27 protein-coding genes are annotated in these 25,011 nt (G+C 55.4%); 17 read left to right on the top strand and 10 right to left on the bottom strand.

Features of this window, described 5'->3' with window-relative positions; genetic code table 11:
* The first annotated feature begins 72 nt into the window (after nucleotides 1-72).
* A complete protein-coding gene (gene trpS / locus ACR0CW_RS09435; RefSeq protein ID WP_170332325.1) occupies nucleotides 73-1,101 on the top strand; it encodes a tryptophan--tRNA ligase in 1,029 nt (342 codons plus the stop codon).
* Between the two features lie 63 nt (nucleotides 1,102-1,164).
* On the opposite strand, the gene ACR0CW_RS09430 is transcribed toward trpS, so the two are convergent.
* On the bottom strand, nucleotides 1,165-2,214 hold the full coding sequence (locus ACR0CW_RS09430) for a Glu/Leu/Phe/Val family dehydrogenase (RefSeq protein WP_480787579.1): 1,050 nt from the start codon (nucleotides 2,212-2,214) through the stop codon (nucleotides 1,165-1,167).
* Nucleotides 2,215-2,343: 129 nt separating this feature from the next.
* On the opposite strand from ACR0CW_RS09430, the gene ACR0CW_RS09425 reads away from it, so the two are divergent.
* The 13 genes from ACR0CW_RS09425 (at nucleotide 2,344) to ACR0CW_RS09365 (ending at nucleotide 13,392) form a co-directional block, all read left to right on the top strand.
* Nucleotides 2,344-2,805, top strand: a complete 462-nt coding sequence (locus tag ACR0CW_RS09425) for an Lrp/AsnC family transcriptional regulator (RefSeq protein WP_480787578.1) — start codon at nucleotides 2,344-2,346, stop codon at nucleotides 2,803-2,805.
* Between the two features lie 58 nt (nucleotides 2,806-2,863).
* Nucleotides 2,864-3,727 carry a branched-chain amino acid aminotransferase gene (locus ACR0CW_RS09420; RefSeq protein ID WP_480787577.1) on the top strand — a complete coding sequence of 288 codons (864 nt, stop codon included), beginning with the start codon at nucleotides 2,864-2,866 and terminating at the stop codon, nucleotides 3,725-3,727.
* 75 nt (nucleotides 3,728-3,802) lie between these two features.
* The gene (locus tag ACR0CW_RS09415) at nucleotides 3,803-4,258 is read left to right on the top strand and encodes a universal stress protein (RefSeq protein ID WP_155149905.1); all 456 of its coding nucleotides are present in this window, start codon (nucleotides 3,803-3,805) and stop codon (nucleotides 4,256-4,258) included.
* 9 nt (nucleotides 4,259-4,267) lie between these two features.
* A complete protein-coding gene (locus ACR0CW_RS09410; protein ID WP_480787576.1) occupies nucleotides 4,268-4,861 on the top strand; it encodes a DsbA family protein in 594 nt (197 codons plus the stop codon).
* Nucleotides 4,862-4,930: 69 nt separating this feature from the next.
* On the top strand, nucleotides 4,931-5,494 hold the full coding sequence (locus ACR0CW_RS09405) for a NifU family protein (RefSeq protein ID WP_155149901.1): 564 nt from the start codon (nucleotides 4,931-4,933) through the stop codon (nucleotides 5,492-5,494).
* The gene (gene tsaB, locus ACR0CW_RS09400) at nucleotides 5,484-6,074 is read left to right on the top strand and encodes a tRNA (adenosine(37)-N6)-threonylcarbamoyltransferase complex dimerization subunit type 1 TsaB (RefSeq protein ID WP_480741399.1); all 591 of its coding nucleotides are present in this window, start codon (nucleotides 5,484-5,486) and stop codon (nucleotides 6,072-6,074) included. The genes ACR0CW_RS09405 and tsaB overlap by 11 nt, the downstream gene beginning before the upstream one ends.
* A complete protein-coding gene (locus ACR0CW_RS09395) occupies nucleotides 6,071-6,484 on the top strand; it encodes a GNAT family N-acetyltransferase (protein WP_480787575.1) in 414 nt (137 codons plus the stop codon). Before tsaB ends, ACR0CW_RS09395 begins: the two co-directional genes overlap by 4 nt.
* A 158-nt stretch (nucleotides 6,485-6,642) precedes the next feature.
* A complete protein-coding gene (locus ACR0CW_RS09390; RefSeq protein WP_170332340.1) occupies nucleotides 6,643-7,641 on the top strand; it encodes a BMP family lipoprotein in 999 nt (332 codons plus the stop codon).
* A 104-nt stretch (nucleotides 7,642-7,745) separates the two neighbouring features.
* Nucleotides 7,746-9,275: an ABC transporter ATP-binding protein gene (locus tag ACR0CW_RS09385; RefSeq protein WP_170332342.1), complete on the top strand. Its 1,530-nt coding sequence runs from the start codon at nucleotides 7,746-7,748 to the stop codon at nucleotides 9,273-9,275.
* A gap of 1 nt (nucleotide 9,276) precedes the next feature.
* On the top strand, nucleotides 9,277-10,371 hold the full coding sequence (locus ACR0CW_RS09380) for an ABC transporter permease (protein ID WP_155149893.1): 1,095 nt from the start codon (nucleotides 9,277-9,279) through the stop codon (nucleotides 10,369-10,371).
* Entirely contained in the window at nucleotides 10,371-11,339 is a 969-nt protein-coding gene (locus tag ACR0CW_RS09375) for an ABC transporter permease (protein ID WP_155149891.1), read from the top strand. Before ACR0CW_RS09380 ends, ACR0CW_RS09375 begins: the two co-directional genes overlap by 1 nt.
* A gap of 366 nt (nucleotides 11,340-11,705) precedes the next feature.
* Entirely contained in the window at nucleotides 11,706-12,626 is a 921-nt protein-coding gene (locus ACR0CW_RS09370; protein WP_480787574.1) for a sulfite exporter TauE/SafE family protein, read from the top strand.
* Between the two features lies 1 nt (nucleotide 12,627).
* Entirely contained in the window at nucleotides 12,628-13,392 is a 765-nt protein-coding gene (locus ACR0CW_RS09365; protein WP_209016362.1) for a TIGR02186 family protein, read from the top strand.
* A 3-nt stretch (nucleotides 13,393-13,395) separates the two neighbouring features.
* On the opposite strand, the gene ACR0CW_RS09360 is transcribed toward ACR0CW_RS09365, so the two are convergent.
* From ACR0CW_RS09360 to ACR0CW_RS09330, 7 genes are all read right to left on the bottom strand, one after another.
* Nucleotides 13,396-14,124 carry an SDR family oxidoreductase gene (locus ACR0CW_RS09360; RefSeq protein ID WP_480787573.1) on the bottom strand — a complete coding sequence of 243 codons (729 nt, stop codon included), beginning with the start codon at nucleotides 14,122-14,124 and terminating at the stop codon, nucleotides 13,396-13,398.
* On the bottom strand, nucleotides 14,121-15,653 hold the full coding sequence (locus ACR0CW_RS09355) for an ATP-dependent DNA helicase (RefSeq protein WP_480787572.1): 1,533 nt from the start codon (nucleotides 15,651-15,653) through the stop codon (nucleotides 14,121-14,123). The genes ACR0CW_RS09360 and ACR0CW_RS09355 overlap by 4 nt, the downstream gene beginning before the upstream one ends.
* Nucleotides 15,654-15,713: 60 nt before the next feature.
* The gene (locus ACR0CW_RS09350; RefSeq protein WP_170332350.1) at nucleotides 15,714-16,352 is read right to left on the bottom strand and encodes an acyl-homoserine-lactone synthase; all 639 of its coding nucleotides are present in this window, start codon (nucleotides 16,350-16,352) and stop codon (nucleotides 15,714-15,716) included.
* Between the two features lie 83 nt (nucleotides 16,353-16,435).
* The gene (locus tag ACR0CW_RS09345) at nucleotides 16,436-17,155 is read right to left on the bottom strand and encodes a helix-turn-helix transcriptional regulator (protein WP_170332352.1); all 720 of its coding nucleotides are present in this window, start codon (nucleotides 17,153-17,155) and stop codon (nucleotides 16,436-16,438) included.
* Complete coding sequence (locus ACR0CW_RS09340) at nucleotides 17,094-17,312, bottom strand: hypothetical protein (RefSeq protein WP_155149877.1); 219 nt, start codon at nucleotides 17,310-17,312, stop codon at nucleotides 17,094-17,096. The genes ACR0CW_RS09345 and ACR0CW_RS09340 overlap by 62 nt, the downstream gene beginning before the upstream one ends.
* Before the next feature lie 205 nt (nucleotides 17,313-17,517).
* Nucleotides 17,518-18,804, bottom strand: a complete 1,287-nt coding sequence (ccrA, locus tag ACR0CW_RS09335; RefSeq protein ID WP_155149875.1) for a crotonyl-CoA carboxylase/reductase — start codon at nucleotides 18,802-18,804, stop codon at nucleotides 17,518-17,520.
* Between the two features lie 111 nt (nucleotides 18,805-18,915).
* On the bottom strand, nucleotides 18,916-20,304 hold the full coding sequence (locus ACR0CW_RS09330) for a 1-acyl-sn-glycerol-3-phosphate acyltransferase (protein ID WP_480787571.1): 1,389 nt from the start codon (nucleotides 20,302-20,304) through the stop codon (nucleotides 18,916-18,918).
* Nucleotides 20,305-20,451: 147 nt separating this feature from the next.
* On the opposite strand from ACR0CW_RS09330, the gene ACR0CW_RS09325 reads away from it, so the two are divergent.
* The 3 genes from ACR0CW_RS09325 (at nucleotide 20,452) to deoD (ending at nucleotide 23,596) form a co-directional block, all read left to right on the top strand.
* Nucleotides 20,452-22,419 carry a protein meaA gene (locus ACR0CW_RS09325; RefSeq protein WP_480787570.1) on the top strand — a complete coding sequence of 656 codons (1,968 nt, stop codon included), beginning with the start codon at nucleotides 20,452-20,454 and terminating at the stop codon, nucleotides 22,417-22,419.
* A 126-nt stretch (nucleotides 22,420-22,545) separates the two neighbouring features.
* Nucleotides 22,546-22,863 carry an H-NS histone family protein gene (locus ACR0CW_RS09320; RefSeq protein WP_155150518.1) on the top strand — a complete coding sequence of 106 codons (318 nt, stop codon included), beginning with the start codon at nucleotides 22,546-22,548 and terminating at the stop codon, nucleotides 22,861-22,863.
* A 19-nt stretch (nucleotides 22,864-22,882) separates the two neighbouring features.
* Nucleotides 22,883-23,596, top strand: coding sequence for a purine-nucleoside phosphorylase (deoD, locus tag ACR0CW_RS09315; RefSeq protein ID WP_480741428.1), 714 nt, complete (start codon nucleotides 22,883-22,885; stop codon nucleotides 23,594-23,596).
* A 54-nt stretch (nucleotides 23,597-23,650) separates the two neighbouring features.
* Here deoD and ACR0CW_RS09310 read toward each other — a convergent pair whose 3' ends face one another.
* Both ACR0CW_RS09310 and ACR0CW_RS09305 read right to left on the bottom strand, forming a co-directional pair.
* The gene (locus tag ACR0CW_RS09310) at nucleotides 23,651-24,496 is read right to left on the bottom strand and encodes an urea carboxylase-associated family protein (protein WP_480787569.1); all 846 of its coding nucleotides are present in this window, start codon (nucleotides 24,494-24,496) and stop codon (nucleotides 23,651-23,653) included.
* A gap of 340 nt (nucleotides 24,497-24,836) precedes the next feature.
* Nucleotides 24,837-24,983 (bottom strand): hypothetical protein, encoded by a 147-nt coding sequence (locus tag ACR0CW_RS09305; RefSeq protein ID WP_480787568.1) that lies wholly within the window; start codon nucleotides 24,981-24,983, stop codon nucleotides 24,837-24,839.
* Nucleotides 24,984-25,011 lie beyond the last annotated feature (28 nt).

The raw sequence follows: 25,011 nt of genomic DNA, 5'->3' as shown, positions 1-25,011 counted from the left end.
GCGGCTGTTGACGTCCCTTGGCCTCATGGGTAAGCGACGGGGACTGATTTTTCCAGACAGGAGTTCCCTTCGATGACCGAGACCCAATTCACGCCGCGCGTGTTTTCCGGCATCCAGCCTTCGGGAAACCTGCACCTTGGCAACTACCTTGGTGCGCTCAAGCGTTTTGTGGATATGCAGGGCCCAGAGATGGAGACTGTGTATTGCATGGTCGACCTGCACGCGATCACCGTCTGGCAAGACCCCAAGGAACTGGCCCACTCGACGCGAGAATTGTGCGCCGGCTTTATTGCGGCGGGGATCGACCCTGAGCAATCTATCCTCTTCAACCAAAGTCAGGTGCCCGAACACGCGCAGTTGGCCTGGGTGTTCAACTGCGTCGCGCGTATGGGCTGGATGCAGCGCATGACGCAATGGAAGGATAAGGCAGGCAAGAACCAGCAGAACGCCTCGCTGGGCCTGTTCGCCTACCCGTCCCTCATGGCTGCGGACATCCTGACCTATCACGCGACTCACGTGCCAGTCGGCGATGACCAGAAGCAGCATCTCGAGCTGACCCGTGACATTGCGATCAAGTTCAACAATGACTTTGGCGTCGATTTCTTTCCGATCACCGAACCGGTGATTGAAGGAGCCGCGACGCGGGTCATGAGCCTACGCGACGGTTCGAAAAAGATGTCGAAATCCGACCCTTCCGACATGAGCCGGATCAATATGACGGATGATGCCGAAGCGATCGCCAAGAAAATCCGCAAGGCCAAGACAGATCCTGATGCTCTGCCCTCAGAAATCGACGGATTGGAAGAGCGTCCCGAGGCTCGCAATCTGGTCAACATCTATGCTGCGCTCAGCGATCAATCGGTGGAGCAGGTTCTGGCTCAGGTTGGCGGCAAGCAGTTTGGAGAGTTCAAGCCAATGCTTGCTGATCTGGCAGTTGAAAAGCTGTCGCCGATCTCGACCGAGATGGCACGTCTGATGGGCGATCAGGCAGAGATCGACCGCATTCTGGCACGTGGCGCGGAACGCGCGCGCGAAATCGCAGCCCCGATCCTGCGCGACACCTACGAGATCATCGGAATGGTGGGCGCAGGTAAATCCTGAGATCTCGTAATAAAACAACATAGAACGCCGCCCCAAAACCGGGCGGCGTTTCTCTTTGGAATCTTACGCTGCCTTAGGGCGCAGTACTTCCTGTACAATCGATTCCGCCACCTCATGCGGACTGACCGATTCAGCCTGCGCACGGGTCAGAATTCGATCCATCGTACGTTCCAAAGCCTGCAATCTGAGATCGACAAAGGCCTGACGTTCGGCAACCTGCAGGATCTCGGTCGCAACGTTTATGATGCCGCCACCGTTCGCAACAAAGTCCGGAGCATAGAGGATACCGCGGTCATGCAGTCGCTGCGCATCAGCAACTGCGGCCAATTGATTGTTCGCCCCGCCGGCAATGGCAGAAACCTTGAGCAACGGGATGCTGGTCTCGTTCAGAATGCCTCCAATCGCGCAGGGTGCAAATATGTCGGCCTCTACTGAATAAATCACATCGGTCTCGACCACCTTCGCCGAAAACTGATCTGCTGCCCGAGCACATTGCTGCCGGTCAATATCGGCTACAACCAACTCGGCACCGTCTTCATGAAGCAGGTGACACAAATGCCAGCCGACATTGCCCAAACCCTGAACCGAGACGGTTTTACCTTTCAGCGCAGCCGTTCCAAATCGATGGCGTGCGACAACGCGGATCGCATTGAAAATGCCTCTAGCGGTGATCGGGGAAGGATCCCCGCTGGCAAAATCACCCTCTGCCAGACCAGCGACGTACCGGGTTTCAGACCCGATATGCGCCATGTCGGCAGGCGTCATGCCCATATCCTCGGCAGTCCAGTATTGACCATCCAGATGCTGAACGACGCGGCCAAAGGCTTTCATCAATTCAGGGGACTTTTCTGCCGAAGGATCACCTATGATAACTGCCTTACCACCCCCAAGCGGAAGGTCAGCGGCAGCGTTCTTGAATGTCATACCGCGTGAAAGTCTCAGCGCGTCATTCAATGCCTCAGTCGGATGCCCATAGGGTCGCATCCGTACGCCACCAGCGGCTGGCCCCAATTGCGTTGAGTGGATTGCAACATAGCCCAGCAATCCGTGTTCCGTATCTTTGAATTCAACCACGCGCTCGTGCCCTGGCGCGTCAATTGGGTGGATTTCCATTATCTACCTCCGGAATGACAAAGCGATTCTGGCACGTATTGCCTAGAGATTTTCGCCAATGGACACTGCTGGCTTGCGAGATTTTAGTGCTTTACTCTATAAGATAGCCCTCAGATGGAGTATTTCACCATGGATCAGATAGATAGAAAGATCATTCGCGCTCTGCAAAAGGATGGGCGAATGACTGTCATCGATCTGGCAGAGCATGTCGGACTGTCTGCAACACCTTGTGCGCGGCGCCTCGAAAGGCTCCTGCGAGACGGCGTGATCACGGGATATGCCGCGCAGGTAAGCGCAGAATTGCTTGGGTTTGGCGTCACGGTTTTTGTTTCGGTCGAACTGGAAAAACAGGACCGGAACGCCATTGATGCATTCGAGAAAGCCATTCGCCGCTGTGATGAAGTCATGGAGTGTTATCTTATGACCGGATCCCGCGACATATTGCTGCGAGTTGTTGTTCAGGACCTGAATGCATTCGATGCATTCCTGGAAAACAGGCTGATGAAAATTCCGGGAATTCGAAATCTGCGGTCCAATTTCGCTCTGCGCACCATGGTCAAACGGGATGTGTTGCCCTTGTCGATTGGATAATCCTCTGGACCTCGATGCCGTGCCCTCCTAGGTTTCGCCAGAATGAACGGAGGGGATCATGGCAGTCGGTACGAACATCCGAACCTATTTCGAAGGTCAGTGGCATGATGGGGACGCCCCGATCATGCGTGCAGCGGATCACGGTTCCTGGCTTGGGTCATCTGTGTTTGACGGCGCACGTTGTTTTGAGGGGATGGCCCCTGACCTTGCAGCACATTGTGAACGGGTCAATCGCTCGGCCGAGGCGCTGATGCTTACGCCGAATGTCGCCACAGAACAGATGGTAGAGATCGTAAAGGAAGGCCTGGAAAGCTACGCTCCGGATGCCGCCGTTTATATCCGTCCGATGTACTGGGGGATCGACGGGGATGCGACTGCGATCGTCCCTCAGGAGGACAGCACGGGTTTTGCGATCTGTCTCGAAGAAATTCCGATGGCAGCGGAAACGGCCTCAGCCACGCTGACTTCGACCCGATTTCGACGTCCGATTTTGGAATCCGCAGTCGTTAATGCCAAGGCCGGATGCCTTTATCCCAACAATGCGCGGATGCTGAAAGAAGCCCGGTCCAAAGGGTTTTCAAACGCACTGGTAACTGACGCAATGGGCCATGTCGCGGAAACCGCCACCGCGAATATCTTCATGGTGCGTGATGGCGAGGTTTTCACGCCGACACCCAACGGCACTTTCCTCGCTGGAATCACCCGTGCCCGCCACATCGACAACCTGCGCCAGGACGGCGTAACCGTGCACGAAACCATTCTAAGTTTCGAAGATTTTCATGACGCGGATGAGGTGTTCATGTCTGGTAATATGAACAAGGTTACACCTGTGACTGCACTGGACGATACGCAGTACCAGATTGGCCCTATCGCCCGCCGCGCGCGTGCGCTTTATTGGGATTGGGCCGCAAGCAACCGCTAGCGTGTTGCCTCTGTTTGTTCGAGTTGCCAGCAGGCAAATGCTCGGGCATGATCCCTGAAAACAAAGAGGATATTCATGCGCAAGTTCCTGGTCGTACTTGATGACAGTCGCGAGTGTCTGAACGCGATGCGTTTTGCCGCGATGCGTGCAGCGCATACTGGCGGTGGCGTCACTGTCCTGTCCGTTATTCCACCAGATGAGTTCAATCACTGGATCGGTGTCGCTGAAGTCATGCGTGAAGAAGCGCGCGAACGTATTCACGCACATTTCGAGGTATTCGCGAAATGGATGCGTGACAAACAGGGTGTAGAACCCGAACTCGCCATTCGCGAAGGCGAACCGGTGCCACAAATCATCGAACATGTTCGTGACGATCCGGAAATTGGTGTGCTTGTTCTGGGTGCCGGTACAGACAAAAAGGGCCCCGGCCCGCTTGTTACCCAACTGTCACGCAACGCAGGCAGCCTGCCGATTCCGATCACGATCGTCCCCGGTGATCTGAGCAAAGAGAAACTGGAAGAAATTACCTGAGGCAGGCTGATGGGAAGGCAAATTCAATTCTGGTTCGAATTTGCCTCGACCTATTCCTATCTCAGCGCAATGCGGATCGAACAAGCCGCGGCCGCAAAGGGTGTGGTTGTCGAATGGCAGCCATTTCTGCTGGGTCCGATCTTCGCAGAACAAGGCTGGGATAACTCTCCGTTCAACATCTATCCCGCCAAGGGCCGCTATATGTGGCGCGATATGGAACGGCTTTGTACTGAGCGCGGGCTACCCTTCGCACGGCCTGCCAGATTCCCTCAGAATGGCCTGAAAGCTGCGCGTTTGGTACTGGCTATCGAAGCACCCGATCAAAAGGCCGCGTTTGTTCGCGCCATTTATTCTGCAGAGTTTGGTTCGGGGCGCGACATTTCGGATGAATCTGTGCTGGCAGAGTGCATGCAATCGGCGAATTTACCCATCGAAATGCTTGATAAGGCCAGCGACCCCAACATCAAGTCAGCCCTGATTGAACAGGTGGCAATGGCAAAGTCGCACGACATCTTCGGGGCACCCAGCTTTCTGGTCGGAGAAGAGTTGTTCTGGGGTGATGACAGATTGGATGCAGCTATTTCTTACGCCGCCCAAATTTAGAACGGTTCCAAATCTTGACTTCCCGGGCCCCTGCCCGCATATCTGGAGCAACTGAAACGGAGCTCCGCCATGTTCATCCAGACCGAATCCACACCGAACCCGGCAACATTGAAATTCCTGCCCGGCCAGGCTGTTCTGGACGCTGGAACAGCAGATTTTCCCAACGCCGAAGCTGCTGAGAAGTCGCCGCTGGCCAAACGCATCTTTGCCGTAAGCGGTGTAACCGGTGTGTTCTTTGGCAATGATTTCGTGACCGTGACCAAGTCGGATGACGTCCAGTGGGATCACATCAAACCGGCTGTTCTTGGCGCTGTTATGGAACACTATCAGTCTGGCCAGCCTGTCATGGGCGCCGAAGCCGTCACCGAATCCGGCCACGCTGAGCACTTTGGCGAAGATGCAGAAATCGTGAACCAGATCAAAGATCTGCTGGACAGCCGTGTGCGCCCGGCCGTTGCTCAGGACGGCGGCGATATCACGTTCCATGGGTTCGATCGGGGCGTTGTTTATCTGCACATGCAAGGGGCCTGCGCAGGTTGCCCATCATCGACTCTGACCCTGAAAATGGGCATCGAGAACCTGCTGCGCCACTACATCCCAGAAGTGACCGAGGTTCGCCCTGTTGCCGTCTGAACCAACAATACTGGCATTTGATACATCGGCCGCGCATTGCGCGGCCGCTTTGCTGCGCGGGGGTGAAATCGCGGTATCAAAGGCCGAATCCATGACCCGCGGACAAGCTGAGCGGCTGATGCCTCTGCTTGAAGAGGTTCTGGCAGAAGCGGATTGCGCCTGGCAGGATCTGGATGCGATCGGGGTTGGCGTAGGCCCCGGCAATTTTACTGGCATACGAATTTCGGTCTCAGCGGCACGGGGTCTCGCACTAGGTCTTGCGATACCTGCAGTTGGCGTTTCGGGGTTTGAAGCGTTGACAGATCTTGCACCCGATGGCGAGATTCCCGTCATCGTTGCTCCGCGAGATCAGGTGTACGTGCAACTTCCAGGGTCTTCACCGCAACTGAAGTCTCGGGATGAGGCAGAATCACTTGGGCCTCTTTTCAATTGTTCTGAGCCCGTATCTCATGCATCGGCTATCGCCCGCATTGCCGCGCAACGTTGGGCAACAATTAAAGAACCACCCGCACCGCTCTACATACGGCCGGCTGACGCCGCACCATCCAGAGATGTGCCACCCGTACTGTTAGACGGATGACACCTCAGGGCTTGGCATCGACTCACGCTGCGGCATTCACCCAATCCCGCCCATGGACAGAGGATGAATTTTCCGGCCTTCTGACCAATCGCTTCACCCATGTTGTTGGAAACGAACAGTCTTTTGCTTTATTTCAGGTCATCGCCGGAGAAGCTGAGTTGCTGACAATTGCGACTCACCCGGCGTATCAACGGCAAGGGCTGGGCCGGCGCTGCATGGAGAACTGGCACAACAAAGCCATCGAACTGGGTGCCACCCGCGCGTTTCTGGACGTAGCGGAAGACAATCATCCCGCCTTTGAGTTGTACCAAAGTTGCAATTATCGCCCCTGTGGACGGCGCAAAGGCTACTATTTGCGGAAAAACGATAAAAATGCGGACGCAATCGTAATGGAACGCAGCTTGCCCTAGCGGTAGATGCAATTTTTTCGACCATATGGTCAAAATTCAGTTGACCCCGCCTGTTGCAAACGGCCTTAATTCCCGCCATCACAACGGTTATGCTCGCTCTGAGTGGGTAAACGGGGCTATCTTGGCACCGAACCGACAAAAACCAACGGGAGTAACATATGACCCTGATGAAATCTTTGATGGGCGCAGCCGCTGCGGTTGCACTGACAGCTGGCGCAGCTCTGGCCGAGCCCGCGCTGATCTTTGACCTGGGCGGTAAATTCGACAAGTCGTTCAACGAAGCGGCACATAATGGCGCGCAGCGTTGGGCCGACGAAACCGGCGGCACCTACCGCGAGATCGAACTTCAGTCCGAAGCTCAGCGCGAACAGGCTCTGCGCCGTTTTGCCGAAGCGGGCGCAAACCCGATCATCACCATGGGTTTCGCGATGGCAGATCCGCTGTCCGCAGTAGCCGGCGACTATCCCGACACCAAGTTCGTCGCGGTTGACGTAACTTGGCTGGACGCGCCGAACATCCGTCAGATCGGCTTTGCCGAACATGAAGGCTCGTATCTGGTCGGCATGATGGCCGCGATGGCCTCCCAATCGGGCACCGTGGGTTTCATCGGCGGCATGGACATTCCGCTGATCCGTCACTTTGGTTGCGGTTATGCGCAGGGTGCCAAGGCTGTGAACCCTGATATCAACGTTGTCGCCAACATGACCGGCACAACTCCTGCGGCTTGGAATGATCCGGTTAAAGGCTCGGAACTGACCAAAGCCCAGATCAGCCAGGGTGCAGACGTGATCTATGCCGCTGCGGGTGGCACCGGTGTTGGTGTTCTGCAGACCGCAGCTGATGAAGGCATCCTGTCGATCGGCGTGGACAGCAACCAGAACCACCTGCACCCGGGCAAGGTTCTGACCTCGATGCTGAAACGCGTCGACGTTGCTGTTTATGATGCAATGAGCGGCGGCGAAGACCTTGAAACCGGCGTATTTGCCATGGGTCTGGCCGAAGAAGGTGTTGGTGTCGCAATGGACGACAACAACGCAGCACTGGTCAACGACGACATGAAAGCCGCAGTTGACAAGGCACGTCAGGACATCATCGACGGCAACGTCGCGGTTGTCAGCTACTACGAGAACGACAGCTGCCCAGCACTGCAGTTCTGATATCGCGTGGGACGGGGATACCCCCGTCCCACATCCACTCTGCCGCTGTTCGCGCACTGCAGTTATGGTGTCACAGCGGCCTTTTCGGCAATTGAGGACAAGACATGACCGTCCCCGCCATTGAGCTCAAAGGGATATCCAAAGCCTTTGGGCCGGTTCAGGCCAACAAAGACATTTCCATCAGCGTCGCCCCCGGTACGATCCATGGGATCATCGGTGAAAACGGTGCAGGCAAATCCACGTTGATGAGCATTCTCTACGGCTTTTACAAAGCCGACAAAGGTGAAATCTGGATCAATGGTCAAAAGACCGACATCCCCGACAGCCAGGCTGCAATAGCCGCAGGTATCGGCATGGTTTTCCAGCACTTCAAGCTGGTTGAGAATTTCACCGTTCTGGAAAACATCGTTCTGGGTGCAGAGGACGGCGGCCTGCTAGGGCCGTCTCTGACCAAAGCGCGCAAAGAACTGAAAGAGCTTGAGGAAGAGTACGAACTCTTCGTCGATCCGGACAAACGCATTGATGAAATCGGCGTGGGCGCACAGCAGCGGGTCGAAATCCTCAAAGCGCTTTACCGCCGGGCCGAGATTCTGATTCTTGATGAACCAACCGGTGTTCTGACCCCGGCCGAGGCGGATCAGCTGTTCCGCATCCTAGATCGCTTACGGCAAGAGGGTAAAACTATCATCCTGATCACGCATAAACTGCGCGAGATCATGGAAGCCACAGATACCGTATCGGTCATGCGGCGCGGACAAATGACAGCGACGGTCAAAACCTCGGAAACCAATCCCGAGGAACTGGCCGAACTGATGGTGGGCCGTAAGGTACTGTTGCAGGTGGATAAGGTCCCTGCACAGCCTGGCAAACCGATATTGGAAATCGAAAACCTGCGTGTCAGCGACGAGGCCGGTGTCGAACGCGTCAAAGGCATCAATCTGAACGTTCGCGCGGGTGAGATCGTCGGCATCGCTGGTGTGGCCGGCAATGGTCAATCCGAACTGCTGGAAGTTCTGGGCGGAATGCGCCCTGGTCACGGGACCATCAAGCTGAACGGCACTCCGCTTGCCCTCAGCGGGCCGGGATCTGATGGTCAGGCCCGCCGCGCGCAGCATATCGCGCACGTTCCCGAAGACCGTCAGCGCGAAGGTCTGATCATGGATTTCCACGCCTGGGAGAACGTGGCCTTCGGTTATCACCGTGACCCGGCCTACAAGCGCGGGATTTTCATGGACAACGCGGCACTGCGTGCCGATACCGAACGTAAGATTGAGAAGTTTGACGTGCGCCCGCCAAATGGATGGCTGGCGGCCAAAAACTTCTCGGGCGGTAACCAGCAAAAAATCGTGGTTGCACGAGAAATCGAGCGTAATCCTGACCTGCTGCTGGTGGGGCAACCAACGCGTGGCGTAGATATCGGCGCGATCGAGTTCATTCACAAGCAAATCGTTGCCCTGCGTGATCAGGGAAAAGCGATCCTGTTGGTGTCGGTCGAATTGGAAGAGATATTCTCACTTTCAGACCGGATCGCAGTGATGTTTGACGGACATATCATGGGCGAACGCCTGCCTCATGAAACAGATGAAAAAGAACTGGGCCTGTTGATGGCCGGTGTTGCGGGGGAGGCCGCGTAACATGGATAAAATGCCCAAATGGGCTGATGTCGTTCTGATCCCGTTGATCAGTCTGATATTGGCAGCAATCCTGTCGGCGCTGGTCATCCTCGCCATCGGAGAAAACCCGGTCGAGGCGGTGAACCTGATGGTCACCGGCGCACTGGGGTCGACCTATGGTTGGGGTTATACGCTCTACTACGCCACCAACTTCATGTTCACGGGATTGGCGGTAGCCGTCGCGTTTCACGCACGCCTCTTCAACATCGGTGGTGAAGGTCAGGCAATGCTGGGTGGTCTCGGCGTTGCCATGGTTTGCCTGTATATTCCTTGGCCTCACTGGAGCATCGCGTTGCTTGCCGCTTGCGCCGGTTCAATGCTCTTTGGTGCCGCCTGGGCTGCGATCCCTGCCTATTTGCAGGCTAAACGCGGCAGCCACATCGTGATCACCACGATCATGTTCAACTTCATCGCAGCGGCCTTCCTGAACTATATGCTGGTCAATGTGATGCGCCCGCAAGGTTCGATGGACCCGGCAACGGCACGCTTCCCCGAAGCTGTCCATCTGCCAACCTTCCAATCCATGTTCTCTACCGCTGAGAATGTGGTCTTCCGGGGTGCTCCTGCCAACATCTCGTTCTTCGTGGCAATTCTTGCCTGCGTCGTTGTCTGGGCGCTGATCTGGCGTACGCGATTGGGTTATGAAATTCGTGCCTATGGCCATTCAGAAACCGGTGCGGTTTATGCGGGTATTTCACCCGTACGGATTACCATAATCGCGATGCTGATCTCCGGTGCGCTTGCAGGAATGATGGCGATCAACAACGTCATGGGTGAAGCGGAACGGTTGGTTCTGAATTCTACTGAAGGAGCTGGATTTATCGGTATCGCTGTGGCGCTGATGGGCCGTTCGCATCCCTTTGGCGTGTTCCTGGCCGCGATCCTGTTCGGGTTTCTCTATCAGGGAGGGGCTGAGCTTGCTCTCTGGACATCGATTCCGCGCGAGTTGATCGTTGTGATTCAGGCGCTTGTAATCCTGTTCACCGGAGCGCTGGACAACATGGTGCGCATGCCGCTTGAAAAGCTGTTCCTAAGTCTGCGGAAGGGGGCCGAGTGATGGAGTTCTTCATTACACTCATCCAGGTTCTGGATTCCACAATCCGTCTCGCCACTCCGCTGTTGCTTGCTTGCCTGGCAGGCCTCTATTCCGAGCGCGCGGGCATTTTTGACATCGGCCTTGAGGGCAAGATGCTGATGGCTGCGTTCTTCTCAGCTGCAATCGCGGCTGTAACAGGATCGGTCTGGCTCGGTTTGCTGGCCGGGATTGCTTCGTCTCTAGTTTTGTCGGGGCTGCACGGTTTGGCGTCGATCACCTTCCGGGGAAATCAGCTCATCTCAGGGGTTGCGATCAATTTCCTTGCGGCTGGCATGACAGTCCTAGTGGCGCAAAGCTGGTTCCAACAAGGCGGGCGCACGCCATCATTGTTTGACGGCGGTCGCTTTTCACCGATCGAGTTTCCTTTTGCCGACGCGTTGAGCGGTGTCCCGATCATCGGCCCGATCTATTCCGAGCTGCTGTCAGGCCATTCGATTCTGGTCTATGTCGCGTTTCTGATGGTTCCGGCCACATGGTGGGTGCTTTTCCGTACCCGCTTTGGCCTGCGCCTGCGTGCGGTAGGCGAAAACCCGGCCGCTGTTGATACGGCAGGCGTATCGGTCGTTGGGCTGCGCTATGCCGCCGTTGCGATCTGCGGCGTGCTTTGTGGTATCGCCGGAGCTTACCTTGCCACCGCGTTGCAAGCGGGTTTCGTGAAGGACATGACGGCAGGCCGTGGCTTTATTGCACTTGCCGCATTGATCTTTGCGAAATGGCGGCCATGGCACGCGATGTGGGCCTGTTTGCTGTTCGGATTGCTTCAGGCCATCGCCCTGCGGTTCCAGAACATTGATCTGGGTGGCATCGTCATACCGGTTCAAGTCATGGATGCCCTGCCATACATCCTGACGGTTGTGATCCTGGCAGGTTTTGTCGGCAAGGCAGTTCCGCCCCGTGCAGGTGGCGAACCATACGTCAAGGAACGCTGATAAGGCCAGTTCAGAACAGAACTTCAGTCCTGTTCGCTGCAAAGCGGCATGCAGAGTTGATTTTGCATGCCGCAACCGCTCTAAAGGGATATGCATGTGTCCCGCCCTATAGCGGAGGTTTCCACGGCCCTTGAACTTTTGACGAGGGTCTCTGCCGCAACCCGTATTGGGCCCGATCACGTTCACAGACCAATTTCGTTAACCGAACCGGGGGCCAGTCATTATGCGCGTCGTTCAGGGCACATCCGGTTTCTATCTTGGACTGACAAGCAAACTGCGAGCGTTTTGCCACATGTCACCTGATCTTTACGATACAGGTGTTTGTGTCGCGTTGCGCCGCTCAGCCAGGCTCGTCTAGAAAACAACATGCAAATATATCTCCCGATAGCCGAAGTCTCCGTAAACGCCTTTCTGTTGTTTGGCCTTGGCGGAATGGTGGGAATTCTGTCCGGTATGTTCGGCGTGGGTGGCGGGTTTCTGATGACCCCCCTGCTGTTCTTTATCGGCATCCCACCTGCCGTCGCTGTTGCGACCGAAGCCAACCAGATTGTCGCCTCGTCCTTTTCAGGTGTGCTCGCACATTTTCGACGAAAGACGGTCGATCTCAGGATGGGTACGGTCCTGTTGATCGGGGGATTGACGGGCGCCGCGCTTGGTGTCGTGGTGTTCAACTATCTCAAAAGCCTTGGGCAGGTCGATCTGCTGGTCAAGCTTTGTTATGTGGTGTTCTTAGGCATCATCGGCAGCCTGATGTTCATCGAAAGCCTGAACGCCCTGCGCAAATCCCGCAGAGCGGACGCCTCGCCACCTAAAAGACGACAGCGGGGCTGGATTCACGCGATGCCGTTCAAGATGCGCTTCCGCACTTCGGGCCTGTATATCTCGGTCATTCCACCGCTGGTCGTCGGCCTGTTTGTCGGTGTTCTGTCTGCCATCATGGGTGTTGGCGGCGGGTTCATCATGGTGCCCGCAATGATCTATCTGTTGGGGATGCCGACCAAAGTGGTTGTCGGAACGTCGCTGTTTCAGATCATCTTTGTGACCGCATTCACCACCATGCTTCATGCCACAACGAACTATACGGTTGATGTTGTGCTCGCAGTCCTGCTGCTGGTTGGTGGCGTCGTCGGAGCACAAATCGGCACCGTCATCGGCGCGCGGATGCCTGCAGAACAGTTGCGGGTCCTTCTGGCCGCACTGGTACTGGTCGTTTGCGGCAAGTTGGCATTGGATCTATTGCTGCAACCGTCCGAGCTGTTTTCGCTCGGCGATAGCGGAGGGCACTGACATGTATCGCCTGATTGCCGCCTTTTGCCTGATCTGCCTTCCCGCCTTTGCCTCGGAAGAACAAGTTGTACTGGGACTCAGCCAGGATCGCGTTGCTATCACAGCCAACTTTGATGGTTCGGAAATCCTGATTTTTGGCGCCGTCAAACGCGAAGCCCCGATTCCAGCGGGACCGCCACTGGAAGTTATCGTCTCGGTCGTAGGTCCTTCAAAACCCGTCACGGTCAGACGCAAAGAAAAGAAATTCGGGATTTGGGTGAATGTTGACAGCGTACTGGTCGATTCCGCACCCAGTTTCTACGCGGTTGCGACCAGTGCTCCGTTCGATGACATCATTACCGACACCGAAGACCTTCGGTATCGGATTTCAATCGAACGTGCGATCCGGTCGGTCGGAGCAGCGATGCATATCCGAGGAGCACAGGAATTTGCAGACGCCGTAATTCGGATCCGCGAAGCAGAGGATCTGTATTCGATCCGTGAGAACACGGTTGCCGTCGATCAACAGACCCTGTTTCGTACATCAATCGAAATGCCTGCAGACCTGACCGAAGGGGACTATGTCGCACGTATCTTTCTGACGCGTGGCGGTGAGGTCGTATCGCAGCTCGAAACAACCATCGATGTGCGCAAGGTGGGGCTGGAACGGTTCCTCTACAACATGTCCCGTGAGCAGCCCATTTGGTACGGGCTGATGTCACTGGTCATTGCGATTGCCGCAGGTTGGGGCGCATCGACGGCATTCCGGATGCTGCGGGAAAACTGACGATCATCCCCTGCCAATGTAAGGCATGGTCGTTGCCATAACGGTCATGAACTGCACATTTGCTTCGGCTGGCAGGTTTGCCATGTGCAGAACCGATTTGGCGGCATCTGCGACGGCCATGGTCGGATCGGGCTCATTCCCCTCCGCGATGGCTGCATCGACCAGCCCCTGCACCATCGGTGTGCGAGCGTTGCCGATATCGATCTGACCACAGGCAATCCCCAGCTCGCGACCATCCAATGACAGGCTGCGGGTCAATCCTGTTATCGCGTGTTTGGTCGCCGTGTAATGCACCGAGTTCGGGCGCGGCACATGCGCGGCGATTGAACCGTTGTTGATGATCCGCCCGCCCTGCGGCGACTGGTTGCGCATCGTTTTGAAGGCTTCGCGAGCGCACAGGAACATGCCGTTCAGGTTCACGTTTACGGTCTGATACCAGGCATCCAGGGCGATCTCATCTATCTTACCGCCCGGTGCAAATACACCTGCATTGTTGAAAAGCACATCCAGACGATCTGTGTGTTCCGCAAATGTCTGAAATGCCCCGGTGACCGCATCCGGGTCAGTCACATCCGCGACCAATGGAATCGCATTCGAATGTGCCTTGGCCATCGCATTCAGCGTATCCGCACCGCGGGCGAGGATGCCGACTGTCCACCCCTGTTCCAGAAACAGCTCTGCCGTCGCGCGACCAATACCAGAGCTGGCGCCGGTTACGATGATCGATTTCATGTTTCTTCAGCCTCCAATGTCAAAGACGCCGCAGGGATTGCACGCAGATCGTCCACACGCAGCGGATGCGTTGGCTTTGACAATCGGTTGCGAACCACCCAGATCAACCGTTCTTGCGCGCGTGTAATCGCAACATAGGCAAGGCGCTTCCACAGGGGCTGGCCAGCCTCGGTCCGGCCCATACGGGCAGCAGCGTAGATGTCCGGGGCAAAAACCTGAACAGTATCCCACTGTGAACCCTGTGCCTTGTGGATAGTGACCGCAGCGCCGTGCAGAAAGGTTGCACCCATGCGGGCAGCATATGGAATGAAAGGCTCTTCCTCGTCCGGTTTTTCAATTTGAACGATGGAAGCGGCACTGACCTGAGGATCCTCGGCCCCCATCACGTGCAGGCGTGAAAAACCCGGTTTGCGTCCGGGGCCGAGATATATGACCTGAGCGCCCTTGATCAGCCCGCGCGCTTCTAGATCCAGCCGTTTCTTTCGGTGTTTCAGAGGCAGCTCGATGCCATCGCAAATCAGGGGCTCACCTTCCAATAACTCGGTTTCCGGCGCATGGTGAACTTGTCGGAAGGCCTGTATCAATCGAATACGCGTTGCATTGCGCCATACGAGCACCGGGCTGCGCGCCATCAAATCCACCTCAACCCGCTGTCCCCAGACAACGCGATCGTCTTTGCGCGCAGTTTCTTCAATCAGACGTTCAAAATCTTCGAACCCCATCGCAGGATCTGCCAACGCGTGCGCCAGATCCAAAATGGGGTTGTCGGCATCTTGCCTGTGCACCCGGTGCAAAGTCAGCTTTCGCGGTTCGGGCAAACCCTCGAACACCATTGAACCGGACTGGTTCACCGGTGCCAGCTGGGCCGGGTCACCAAACAGCAACAGGGTCGGAAAGATCTCCTGCAGATCCTCGAACTGACGGTCGTCCAACATCGATGCTTCATCGACAAACCCGATGTCCAACGGTTCATCCCGGCGTTTCCAGCCGGTGATGAAATCGGAACCGCGCAGGCCTGCTGCCGCCAGGGCGCCCGGGATCGATTTGTTGTTTTGATAAAACGCTGCAGCACGGTCGAGGGCTTCATCTGTTAGCCCCTCAATCTCGGGCCTTTCATCGTTGCCCGCCAGCCATTCAGCGATGCGTTCGTATTCCGGATCATAAACCGGTGTGTAGAGGATACGGTGAATTGTCGTCGCCGGTACGCCGCGCAGTCGCAGAACACTCGCCGCCTTGTTGGTAGGGGCCAGGATGGCAAGGCTGCGTTTATCACGTGACTTACGGCTTTCGAAATCTCCGGAAACCAGATTAACACCCGTCTCGGCCAAGGCTTTGTAGAGTTCGGCCAGCAAAAGCGTTTTGCCCGATCCAGCCTTGCCGATCACCGCCATGACACCCGATTTACCGGTGCCGGGCAGCTTGAGCAGCGCATCGTCTTCAAGGTCGACACCTGCTGTTCGCAGCATCTCAGCGATACTGTCAAATGCGGCGGCCTGATCTTCGGAAAAGGTAACTTGGGGCAAGGACATGGCGCGACCCTACAGGGCCACGCCACCCTCCACCAGATGTGGATTTTGTTTTCTCAGAAATCAGGCAGACAGCGCGAAACGATGCTGCGTTGCACTGCCAAATGCTGTCTTGAACCACAGCCGGGACAGCTCACGCGGAATGCCCGCCCGCTCTGCCACGCGATTGCAATCGTCGACAGAGTAAGGCCACAAGCCAACCGATATCTGATCCCGTCCCTTTCCTTCGGAACCCAATACCGTTGGGGACGACCCTATAAGCCGGTAAATCCGGATCATGCGGGCGTCGAACACACCTGCGATGTGGGTCAACCCAAAGCCTTCCATCACCTCGCCACCACTCAGCATAATCGCGCCAGCGGTGTGCGGACTGGCTGTACGAGACAGGCAAAACCGCGTTACTTCCCAGATAAGCGGGCTTCGTATCGGGCTGCCGCCAGTCAGGTGTCCGAAAACCTCGTTGATCATAACGGGTCCGGTGGTCGGCAGAATGCGCATCGACCCACCATGACTGCCATCAGGCTCTTCCCAGATGACATAAATCGGGTTCAGGTCATCATACTGATCCCGCTCTTCCCCCTTTTCGTTAATTTTGACGTCCCAACCCAATCGGGTTTTGAACTGATCGGCGCGATCCCGAAACATTCCCTCGGCCAGTTTTGGATATTTGTGCAGCTCATCGGCATACAGATAGCGCAGCATGACTTGTTCCCCTTGTCGTCCAGTGCTGGAACGAAGGGGGTACAAACTCGTGGTTAATATTCGGTTCGACGACCGGGCGTTGCTTAAACGACTATTAATCCTCGACTTAGCGCCGTCGCGATTGCGTGCGTGGTATTCAAAGCACCCAGCTTTGACCGGGCGCTCTCGATGTAAACACGCAATGTATGCTCTGAGATCGAGAGCGAATGCGCGACTTGAGCCCGGCTGTAGCCCAGCGCCAGAAGCGTCATCGCATCAACCTCGCGCGGAGAAAGACCACGTGCCGCATCGGGTTGCCGGTCACGCTCAAACTCCAGTGCCTTTCGATTGAAATAGTGGGCAATAAGGATCAGTTCGCGCCCATAGGTGGTGACGAATTCCTCCCACTGGACGTCATTGCAAGTGTGATTGACGGTAAACAGCGCAAATTGGCCATTTGGACCTCGCAAGGGGATCGAATATCCCTGATTTCCGACACCGTGGTCCAGAGCGTCCTGTAGAAAAGCTTTGGCAACCTTGCTGGACCAATCGAGCTTTTTCCAGTCAACGGGATGAAAACGCTGAAAGCAGCCTAAGATGACCGGGTCGATTCTGTGGTAGTTTTTTTCGCGATAGCGTTCGGCCCATGCGTCGGGATAGGTTGTGTACCCGTATTGGTCGCCTGCGCCGTCAACCCAGTGATAGATGATATGCTCGATTTCGAGCCGGTCTCGCAGTCGAATGGCGACCTGACTCAACTCATCAAGCGTGCTGGTGTTTTCCAAATCTTCGGGGATCTGGCTCAAATCGAATTTTGTTCCCATTCGCGGGCGCTGATGCCTCATCGTTCAGGGACGCGATCTCGGCCGCCGCAATCAACCGTGTATCATCAAGCTGCTCGGCAAGTGCGCTCAACCCGTTGGCAACAGCGAAAGCGTTGAGGTCCGACAGGACGTCCAATATCCACTCATTTTGCGCCATCAGGGTCTCCCCGAAATAGTTAACGAAGGGTTAACACAACCATAGCATGTAGAGGTTTTTTTTGCCTATTCACTGCTTTCTACTCCCCAAAAATAGTGAGGGAAAACTAGTTAAGTCATTGTAAAATAATATCATATATCAAAAACAGAAACACCTGCGAGCCGCAAAAGCGATTCGCAGGTGTCTATACTTAAGATTGTACTTATTAGCCGCGTGCTTCCAGAACTTCTTCCAGAGTACGCATACCTGTACGCGGAGCCTGAACCAGAACCGACATGTTGCCCGGCTTGTGTTCGTTACGCATCATCTTCATGTGCGCTTCGGGCAGGTCCTGCCAGGTGAACACTTCGGACATGCATGGGTCCAGACGGCGTTCAACCATCAGCTGGTTTGCGGCCGAAGCCTGCTTGAGATGCGCAAAGTGCGAACCCTGCAGGCGCTTCTGGTGCATCCACATGTAGCGGACGTCAAAGGTCAGGTTATAGCCGGTAGTGCCAGCACAGATCACGACCATACCGCCTTTTTTCACGACGAAGGTCGAAACCGGGAAGGTGCTTTCGCCCGGATGCTCGAACACCATGTCGACGTTTACGCCCTTACCGGTGATGTCCCAGATGGCCTTGCCGAATTTGCGGGCCTCTTTGAACCACTCTGCATATTCCGGTGTGTTCACCGTGGGCAATTGACCCCAGCAGTTGAAGTCCTTGCGATTAAGAACGCCCTTGGCACCCAGACCCATGACAAAGTCACGCTTGCTTTCATCCGAGATCACGCCGATCGCGTTCGCACCCGCGGTGTTGATCAGCTGGATCGCATAAGAACCCAGACCACCCGATGCGCCCCATACCAGAACGTTCTGGCCCGGCTTTAGGTCATGCGGCTCGTGGCCAAACAGCATACGGTATGCGGTTGCCAGCGTCAGCGTGTAGCAGGCGCTTTCTTCCCAGGTCAGATGCTTGGGACGCGGCATCAGCTGCTGAGCCTGGACGTTGGTGAACTGCGCGAACGAGCCGTCGGGTGTCTCATAACCCCAGATCCGCTGGCTGTCCGAATACATCGGGTCGCCGCCGTTGCAGGCTTCGTCGTCACCATCATCCTGGTTGCAGTGGATCACGACCTCGTCGCCGACTTTCCAGCGTTTGACCTTGTCACCAACGGCCCAGACGATGCCCGAAGCATCCGAACCTGCGATGTGGAAAGGCTGACCATGGCCGTCAAACGGGCTGATCGGCTTACCCAGCGATGCCCATACGCCGTTGTAGTTCACACCGGCCGCCATAACGAGAACCAGAACTTCATGGCTGTCCAGCTTAGGCACGTCCACAACTTCGAGCTGCATGGCCGTATCCGGCTCACCATGACGCTCTTTCCGAATGGCCCAAGCGTACATTTGTTTCGGGACATATCCCATCGGGGGGATTTCACCCATCTCATAGAGGTCTTTTTCCGGTGCCTCGTACGACGCGATGCCGCTGTCGGTGTCCAGAGCCATGTTGGCCTCCTTTAATCATTTCTTTTGCCGCGACGCAGAATCGCGGCCTCAGAAGATGGAATATTGGCCGTAAAGCAATAATGCAATAGTTTTTGGATCAAATTTGTAATTTTATGACCCTGCAGTTGCAGAATTTTCTTTCGCTATCGCAGCATACGCCTCATTCTTTTCCAAAGCAGCCGACGCAGCATAGTAGTTCATGAGATTCAATCGTTCGACAGAGGGTTTCAAATTCCCGCTTTCGCGACAAAGGATTCGGCGCTCAACCAGTTGATCGATCGCCTCCGAAATGGCGACAGAATCCGTTTCACGCACTTCACCCTCACTTCGCATAAGACCACTGATCCGGGCCATCACCTGATCTTCTTGCATTGGCCCTTCCTCGCGAACAATCCAGCAGGCCGCAGGTGCGGGCACGATGGGGATCGCATGTCCAATGCGCTTCATCAGTTCCCGCGCCAGATCGGTCATCAGGTCGCGGCTTTCGCATTCACGAAAATCGTGGAGTGAAATTGGCATCCCGTAACGAACCGAAGCGATTCCAAAGCGTTTGTAGCGGCCGATTAGACGGCGCCAGATCTGCTTCAGGCTCCAACGCGTGATCACTCCGATCCTGGCACGGAACCGTCGTTCGGAATTCTCAGCAGCGGCTGTCAGAATGGTGTCTTCCAAAACCCGGTCATAATTGAGCGCAACAGGAACGAAAACCACGTCACGACCTTCGGGCGTTGTACCGTCGATGATATACTTCAGTAGTCCCAGCTTTGGTCGGCCTGGTGCGCCCGTCAGACTCAGACCGCCTTCTGGAAACATGGCCTGAGTCACACCTGCTTCGGTGGCAAGGCGAACATAGCTGGCCAAAACCTGGCGATAGAGGTCGCTGCCAGATTTGCGCCGAATAAAGTAAGCGCCCATAGCCCGGATCAGGCGACTGAGCGGCCAGACCCTGGCCCATTCGCCAACGGCATACGACAATGCAGATTGCTGCGCCGCCAAATAGGTCACCAGCACATAATCCATATTGCTGCGGTGGTTCATTACGAAGACCACCGTCGCTTGGGGATCGATTTCCTTCAGCGCATTTTCATCTTCATAGCTAAGTCGAACGTTATAAAAGGCGTTGCTCAGCAAACGCGCAACGCGAATGGCAAAGCTGAAGTAGGTAAAAGCCGAGAACGAAGGGACGATCTCTCGCGCGTATCTACGGGCCTGTTCGTATGCAACCCCTTCGGGAATGTCCGTTTCATGCGCATGGACCTGCGCCGCTTTAGCGACCTGCGGATCATAGATCAGACGCTGAATCATGTCATGCCGCCGCGCAAGTTTGAACGGCTGAATTGGCCGCTGCAGGCGTTCATTCAGCCGGGCCACAGCCTTTTCAAGCCGACGGCGAAAAAACCAGCGCACCGATGGAAACAGGAAATGCGAAGCAAAGGTGACCGCAGCAAAAACCACGATCAGCACAAACAGCCAAAGCGGAAGTTCCACGGTCTGAGTCATGGGGGGCACACTGCCATCAAACGCGATTGCTCACAATCTCAAGAAACTCGTACATGCCGCAACGCAGCGAATTGACATATCCCAAAAATTGCGATTTAGAACCTGTGTACGTAATTTTGTTACCCACCCAGATGCGAGGCTCAAATTATGACTCAGATGCAGAAAGATCGCCCCTGGCTCATCCGAACATATGCTGGTCACTCTACCGCTAAAGCCTCGAACCAGTTGTACCGTGCCAATCTGGCCAAAGGTCAAACCGGCTTGTCCGTAGCTTTCGATCTGCCCACACAGACCGGCTATGACAGCGATCATACGCTCGCGCGCGGTGAAGTGGGTAAAGTTGGCGTGCCCGTCTGCCATCTGGGGGACATGCGGGTTCTGTTCGATCAGATTCCGCTTGAGCAAATGAACACCTCGATGACGATCAACGCCACAGCCCCTTGGTTACTGGCACTTTATATCGCTGTGGCCGAAGAGCAGGGCGCTGATGTCGCCAAACTGCAGGGCACGGTGCAGAATGATCTGATCAAGGAATATCTCAGCCGCGGCACATATGTCTGCCCGCCAAAACCATCGTTGAAGATGATCGCTGATGTGGCTGAGTACTGCTACACGAATGTACCTAAATGGAACCCGATGAATGTGTGTTCCTATCACCTGCAAGAGGCGGGCGCGACGCCCGAGCAGGAACTGGCATATGCGCTGGCCACCGCGATTGCAGTTCTGGATGAGTTGCGACCAAGGGTTCCAGCTGAAGATTTCCCTGCTCTGTGCGGCCGCATTTCGTTTTTTGTGAATGCCGGCATCCGTTTTGTTACCGAGATGTGCAAAATGCGGGCATTCGTCGATCTTTGGGATGAGATTCTGCAACAGCGATATGGTGTCGAAGACCCCAAGTTCCGCCGATTCCGTTACGGTGTTCAGGTCAACTCGCTGGGCCTGACTGAACAGCAGCCGGAAAACAACGTCTATCGCATCTTGATCGAGATGCTGGCCGTGACACTGTCCAAGAAAGCACGCGCCCGTGCGGTGCAGTTGCCAGCGTGGAACGAAGCCCTTGGCCTGCCCCGCCCCTGGGATCAGCAATGGTCAATGCGCATGCAACAGATCTTGGCCTATGAAACAGATCTTCTTGAATATGGTGATCTGTTCGACGGCAATCCGGTGGTCGACGCGAAAGTCGAGGAGTTGAAGAACGGCGCCCATGCTGAGTTGGCCAATCTGGACTCCATGGGCGGTGCCGTTGCTTCGATCGAATACATGAAGTCGCGTTTGGTTGATTCCAATGCCGAACGCCTTAATCGCATTGAGCGCAACGAAACCGTCGTGGTCGGCGTGAACAAGTGGACCGAAGGTGAGCCATCACCACTACAAACCGAAGACGGCGGCATCATGGTGGTCGACCCCGCGGTTGAACAGGAACAGATCGCCCGTCTGAACGAATGGCGGTCAGAGCGTGACGATGCCGCTGTCGCAGCGGCCCTGAACGCGCTGCGCGAAGCCGCGCAATCCGGTGCAAATGTCATGGGGCCTTCGATCGCTGCAGCCAAAGCTGGCGTAACCACCGGCGAATGGGCTGAGGAAATGCGCAAAGTCTACGGCACGTATCGCGGCCCGACAGGCGTATCAGGATCTGTCTCGAACAAAACCGAGGGTCTGGATGACCTGCGCGCGGCCGTTGATGCGGTCAGCGACAAACTTGGACGCAGGCTGAAATTCCTCGTGGGCAAACCAGGTTTGGATGGGCATTCAAACGGGGCCGAGCAAATCGCATTCCGCGCGCGTGATTGTGGTATGGACATCAGCTATGAGGGTATCCGACTGACCCCGGAAGAGATCGTGACCGCTGCAGTTGAAGACGACGCGCATGTCATCGGGCTTTCGATCCTGTCCGGCAGCCACCTGCCGCTGGTTGAAGATGTCATGAAACGTTTGCGTGAAGCAGGGTTAGATAATATCCCGGTTGTCGTTGGTGGCATTATCCCTGACGAGGATGCTGAAAAATTGAAGTCGATGGGTGTATCCAAAATCTACACGCCCAAAAACTTTGAATTAAACGCAATCATGGGCGATATCGTTACTTTGGTAGATCCGCAATCGCTCGCTGCTGAATAGAGGCGGCAAATACCGTCAAATTCCCCGTATCTATTCCATATCTGAAAAGGAATAGATAAAGACGATGAATGGAATTAACGTGGGCGACTGTGTCTACGAATAATATGTGTCGTACGGAGAAGAATGATGGGGATCAATCTTGAAAAGATGTCACGCAAGGAATTGCTGGAATTGCGTGACCAAGTTGAAAAAGCACTAAAAGGTGCTGAAATTCGTGAACGTCAGGAAGCTTTAAAAGCAGCTGAAAAGGCAGCTGCGGAATTCGGCTTCTCGCTTTCCGAGCTTTCGGCCGACGCTCTGCGGTCGTCAAAAGGTACGAAAGCCAAGCCGAAATACAGAAATCCTGCTGATCCGGCACAAACCTGGACTGGTCGCGGCCGCAAACCGCAATGGGTTCACGACGCGCTGAAAGCGGGTGCTGATATTTCCGATCTGGAAATCTGAACGGAGCTTTGGCCTCGAAATGACAATTCATATTGGCGCAGAAAAAGGTGATATTGCAGAAACCGTTCTTTTGCCCGGCGATCCATATCGTGCGAAGTGGGCGGCTGAAACGTTTCTGAGCGAAGTGCGGCAGGTTAATGACGTACGCGGGATGCTTGGGTTTACAGGAACCTGGAACGGCAATCCCGTCACCATCCAAGGAAGCGGCATGGGGATGCCGTCTCTATCGATATACGTCAACGAACTGATCCGCGACTATGGCGCTAAAACTTTGATCCGGATTGGGTCTTGCGGTGGAATGCAGGACAGCGTGAACGTACGCGATGTGATTTTGGCGATGACCTCGACAACGCTCAGCACACCTTCGCGTGGCATCATGAAAGAACTAAATTTCGCACCCTGCGCCGACTGGGGACTGCTGCAGGCAGCAGCCAAGGCGGCTGAAGCAAAGGGAACGCCCACTCATGTAGGTGGCATCTATTCTTCGGATGTCTTCTATGACGAACGACCAGATCTGAACGAACAGATGGTTCGCCATGGCATTCTTGGTGTCGAGATGGAAGCTGCAGAGCTTTATATTCTGGCCGCACGCCATAAGTGTCGAGCGCTGGCGGTTCTGACCGTGTCAGATCATTTGTTGACCGGCGAGGCGCTGCCTTCATCTGAACGCGAACGCAGCTTTGGCGACATGGTAGAAATCGCCCTTCAAGCCGCGTTTCCCGGAACTGCATAAAACGTGATGAGCAAGGGCGCAGTTCGTAGGCTGCGCCCTTGCTTCAATCGTACATCACCGACCGTGGGACCGGTCATATCCATTTCTGGCAGGGCTTTCCCAGCCTGCCAGCACGTCCTCGTCAGGCGCAAAAACTTCGACCAGTAATGGATAACAGGCGGCAACGTCCGACGAATGCTCGGATGAGCAATCCCCGCCAGGGCAAGCGCTAAGATTACCCAACAGATCAATCTCGGCAAAAAACTCCAGATAGTCCCCCGGTCGGACCGGCGAGGCCTTCATAAAATACTGGCCCGTATCCCGTGTGAAACCTGTACACATAAAAACGTTGAGCACGTCGTGTACTGCAGGCTCTGCCTCGGCCAATGAAATGCCCAGATGATCCGCCAGGGCCCGCGTCAGGTTAGAATGGCAGCAATGATGGTACTGTGAGCCAGATAGCAGATTCCCGGTGTAGGGATCACAGCGTGTACCAATGACATCGTGAACCGAGCCGCCATATTCATCGATTCCATACCAGCCAAGCGTATCGTCTATGATCGTCGCCATCGGGCGCATATGTGGAAAGCTTGACCACATCCGCTCGCCAGTCGTCAGATGCGTTCCATGAAGCGCCCGGGTCTTACCAGAATAGAACCGTTCGGACAGGTCCTGGCGGTTCCAGAGGTTCAGATCGCCAACCTGCGGACCTTCGACAGATGTTATCCGGAGGAAATGTCCGGCGGGCACTTCAAAACACTTCGCGTCTCTCGCCGGCACAAGCACTTCGTCGGTCTTTTGCGCATTCATTCTGGCACTGCGATACAAGTCTAGATCCGGTTTAGGCAAACCTTCATTTGGGTAGCAAATAACCGGGGCGATGGCGCGACGGGCGTCCGCATCGGAGGGGGGCAAAGCCATTCTCTCACCTTCCTGCAATTTCGCGCAGATTGGCGTAGTTTCTGACTTCTGGAAACCCTGTTACGGATTGAAGTGTCAGGTATCTACTACTGACCCTTTAGACAGCTGGTCGGTTCGGCGTCTGAGTGGGAAACTGCACCGCAATAGGCACACATCCATGAACCTTCTTTTCTGTGCTGCCGCCATCGGCAGTCGCGCGTCAAAGAAGACGTGCGGGACCGCCAGAAAAAATAAGCAAAAACGCCAGCAGCGAGCAAAAGCAGAAGTAATGGCATCCCTCTGCTTTGCTGATTACTGCCCGGATTTCAAGCTCGGTGTTAAGTAGTTCAGCTAATCTGCTTTAGGCAGCGTTTGCGTATTCGAACAACTCGGGTTCCTGCTCGGCAACCGGAGCTACCGGCTCCGGCGTGTAATAAGCCCATGCCTGTTCCAGCAATTCCAGAGCTTCTTCAGCGTCGAATTTGGTTTTTTTGTTTTGAATGCTCATCGGAGTGATCCTGTCTCAATCTCGTCAC

Source organism: Ruegeria sp. CH6 (assembly GCF_056537005.1).
This window is presented reverse-complemented; position numbering and strand designations above follow the sequence as displayed.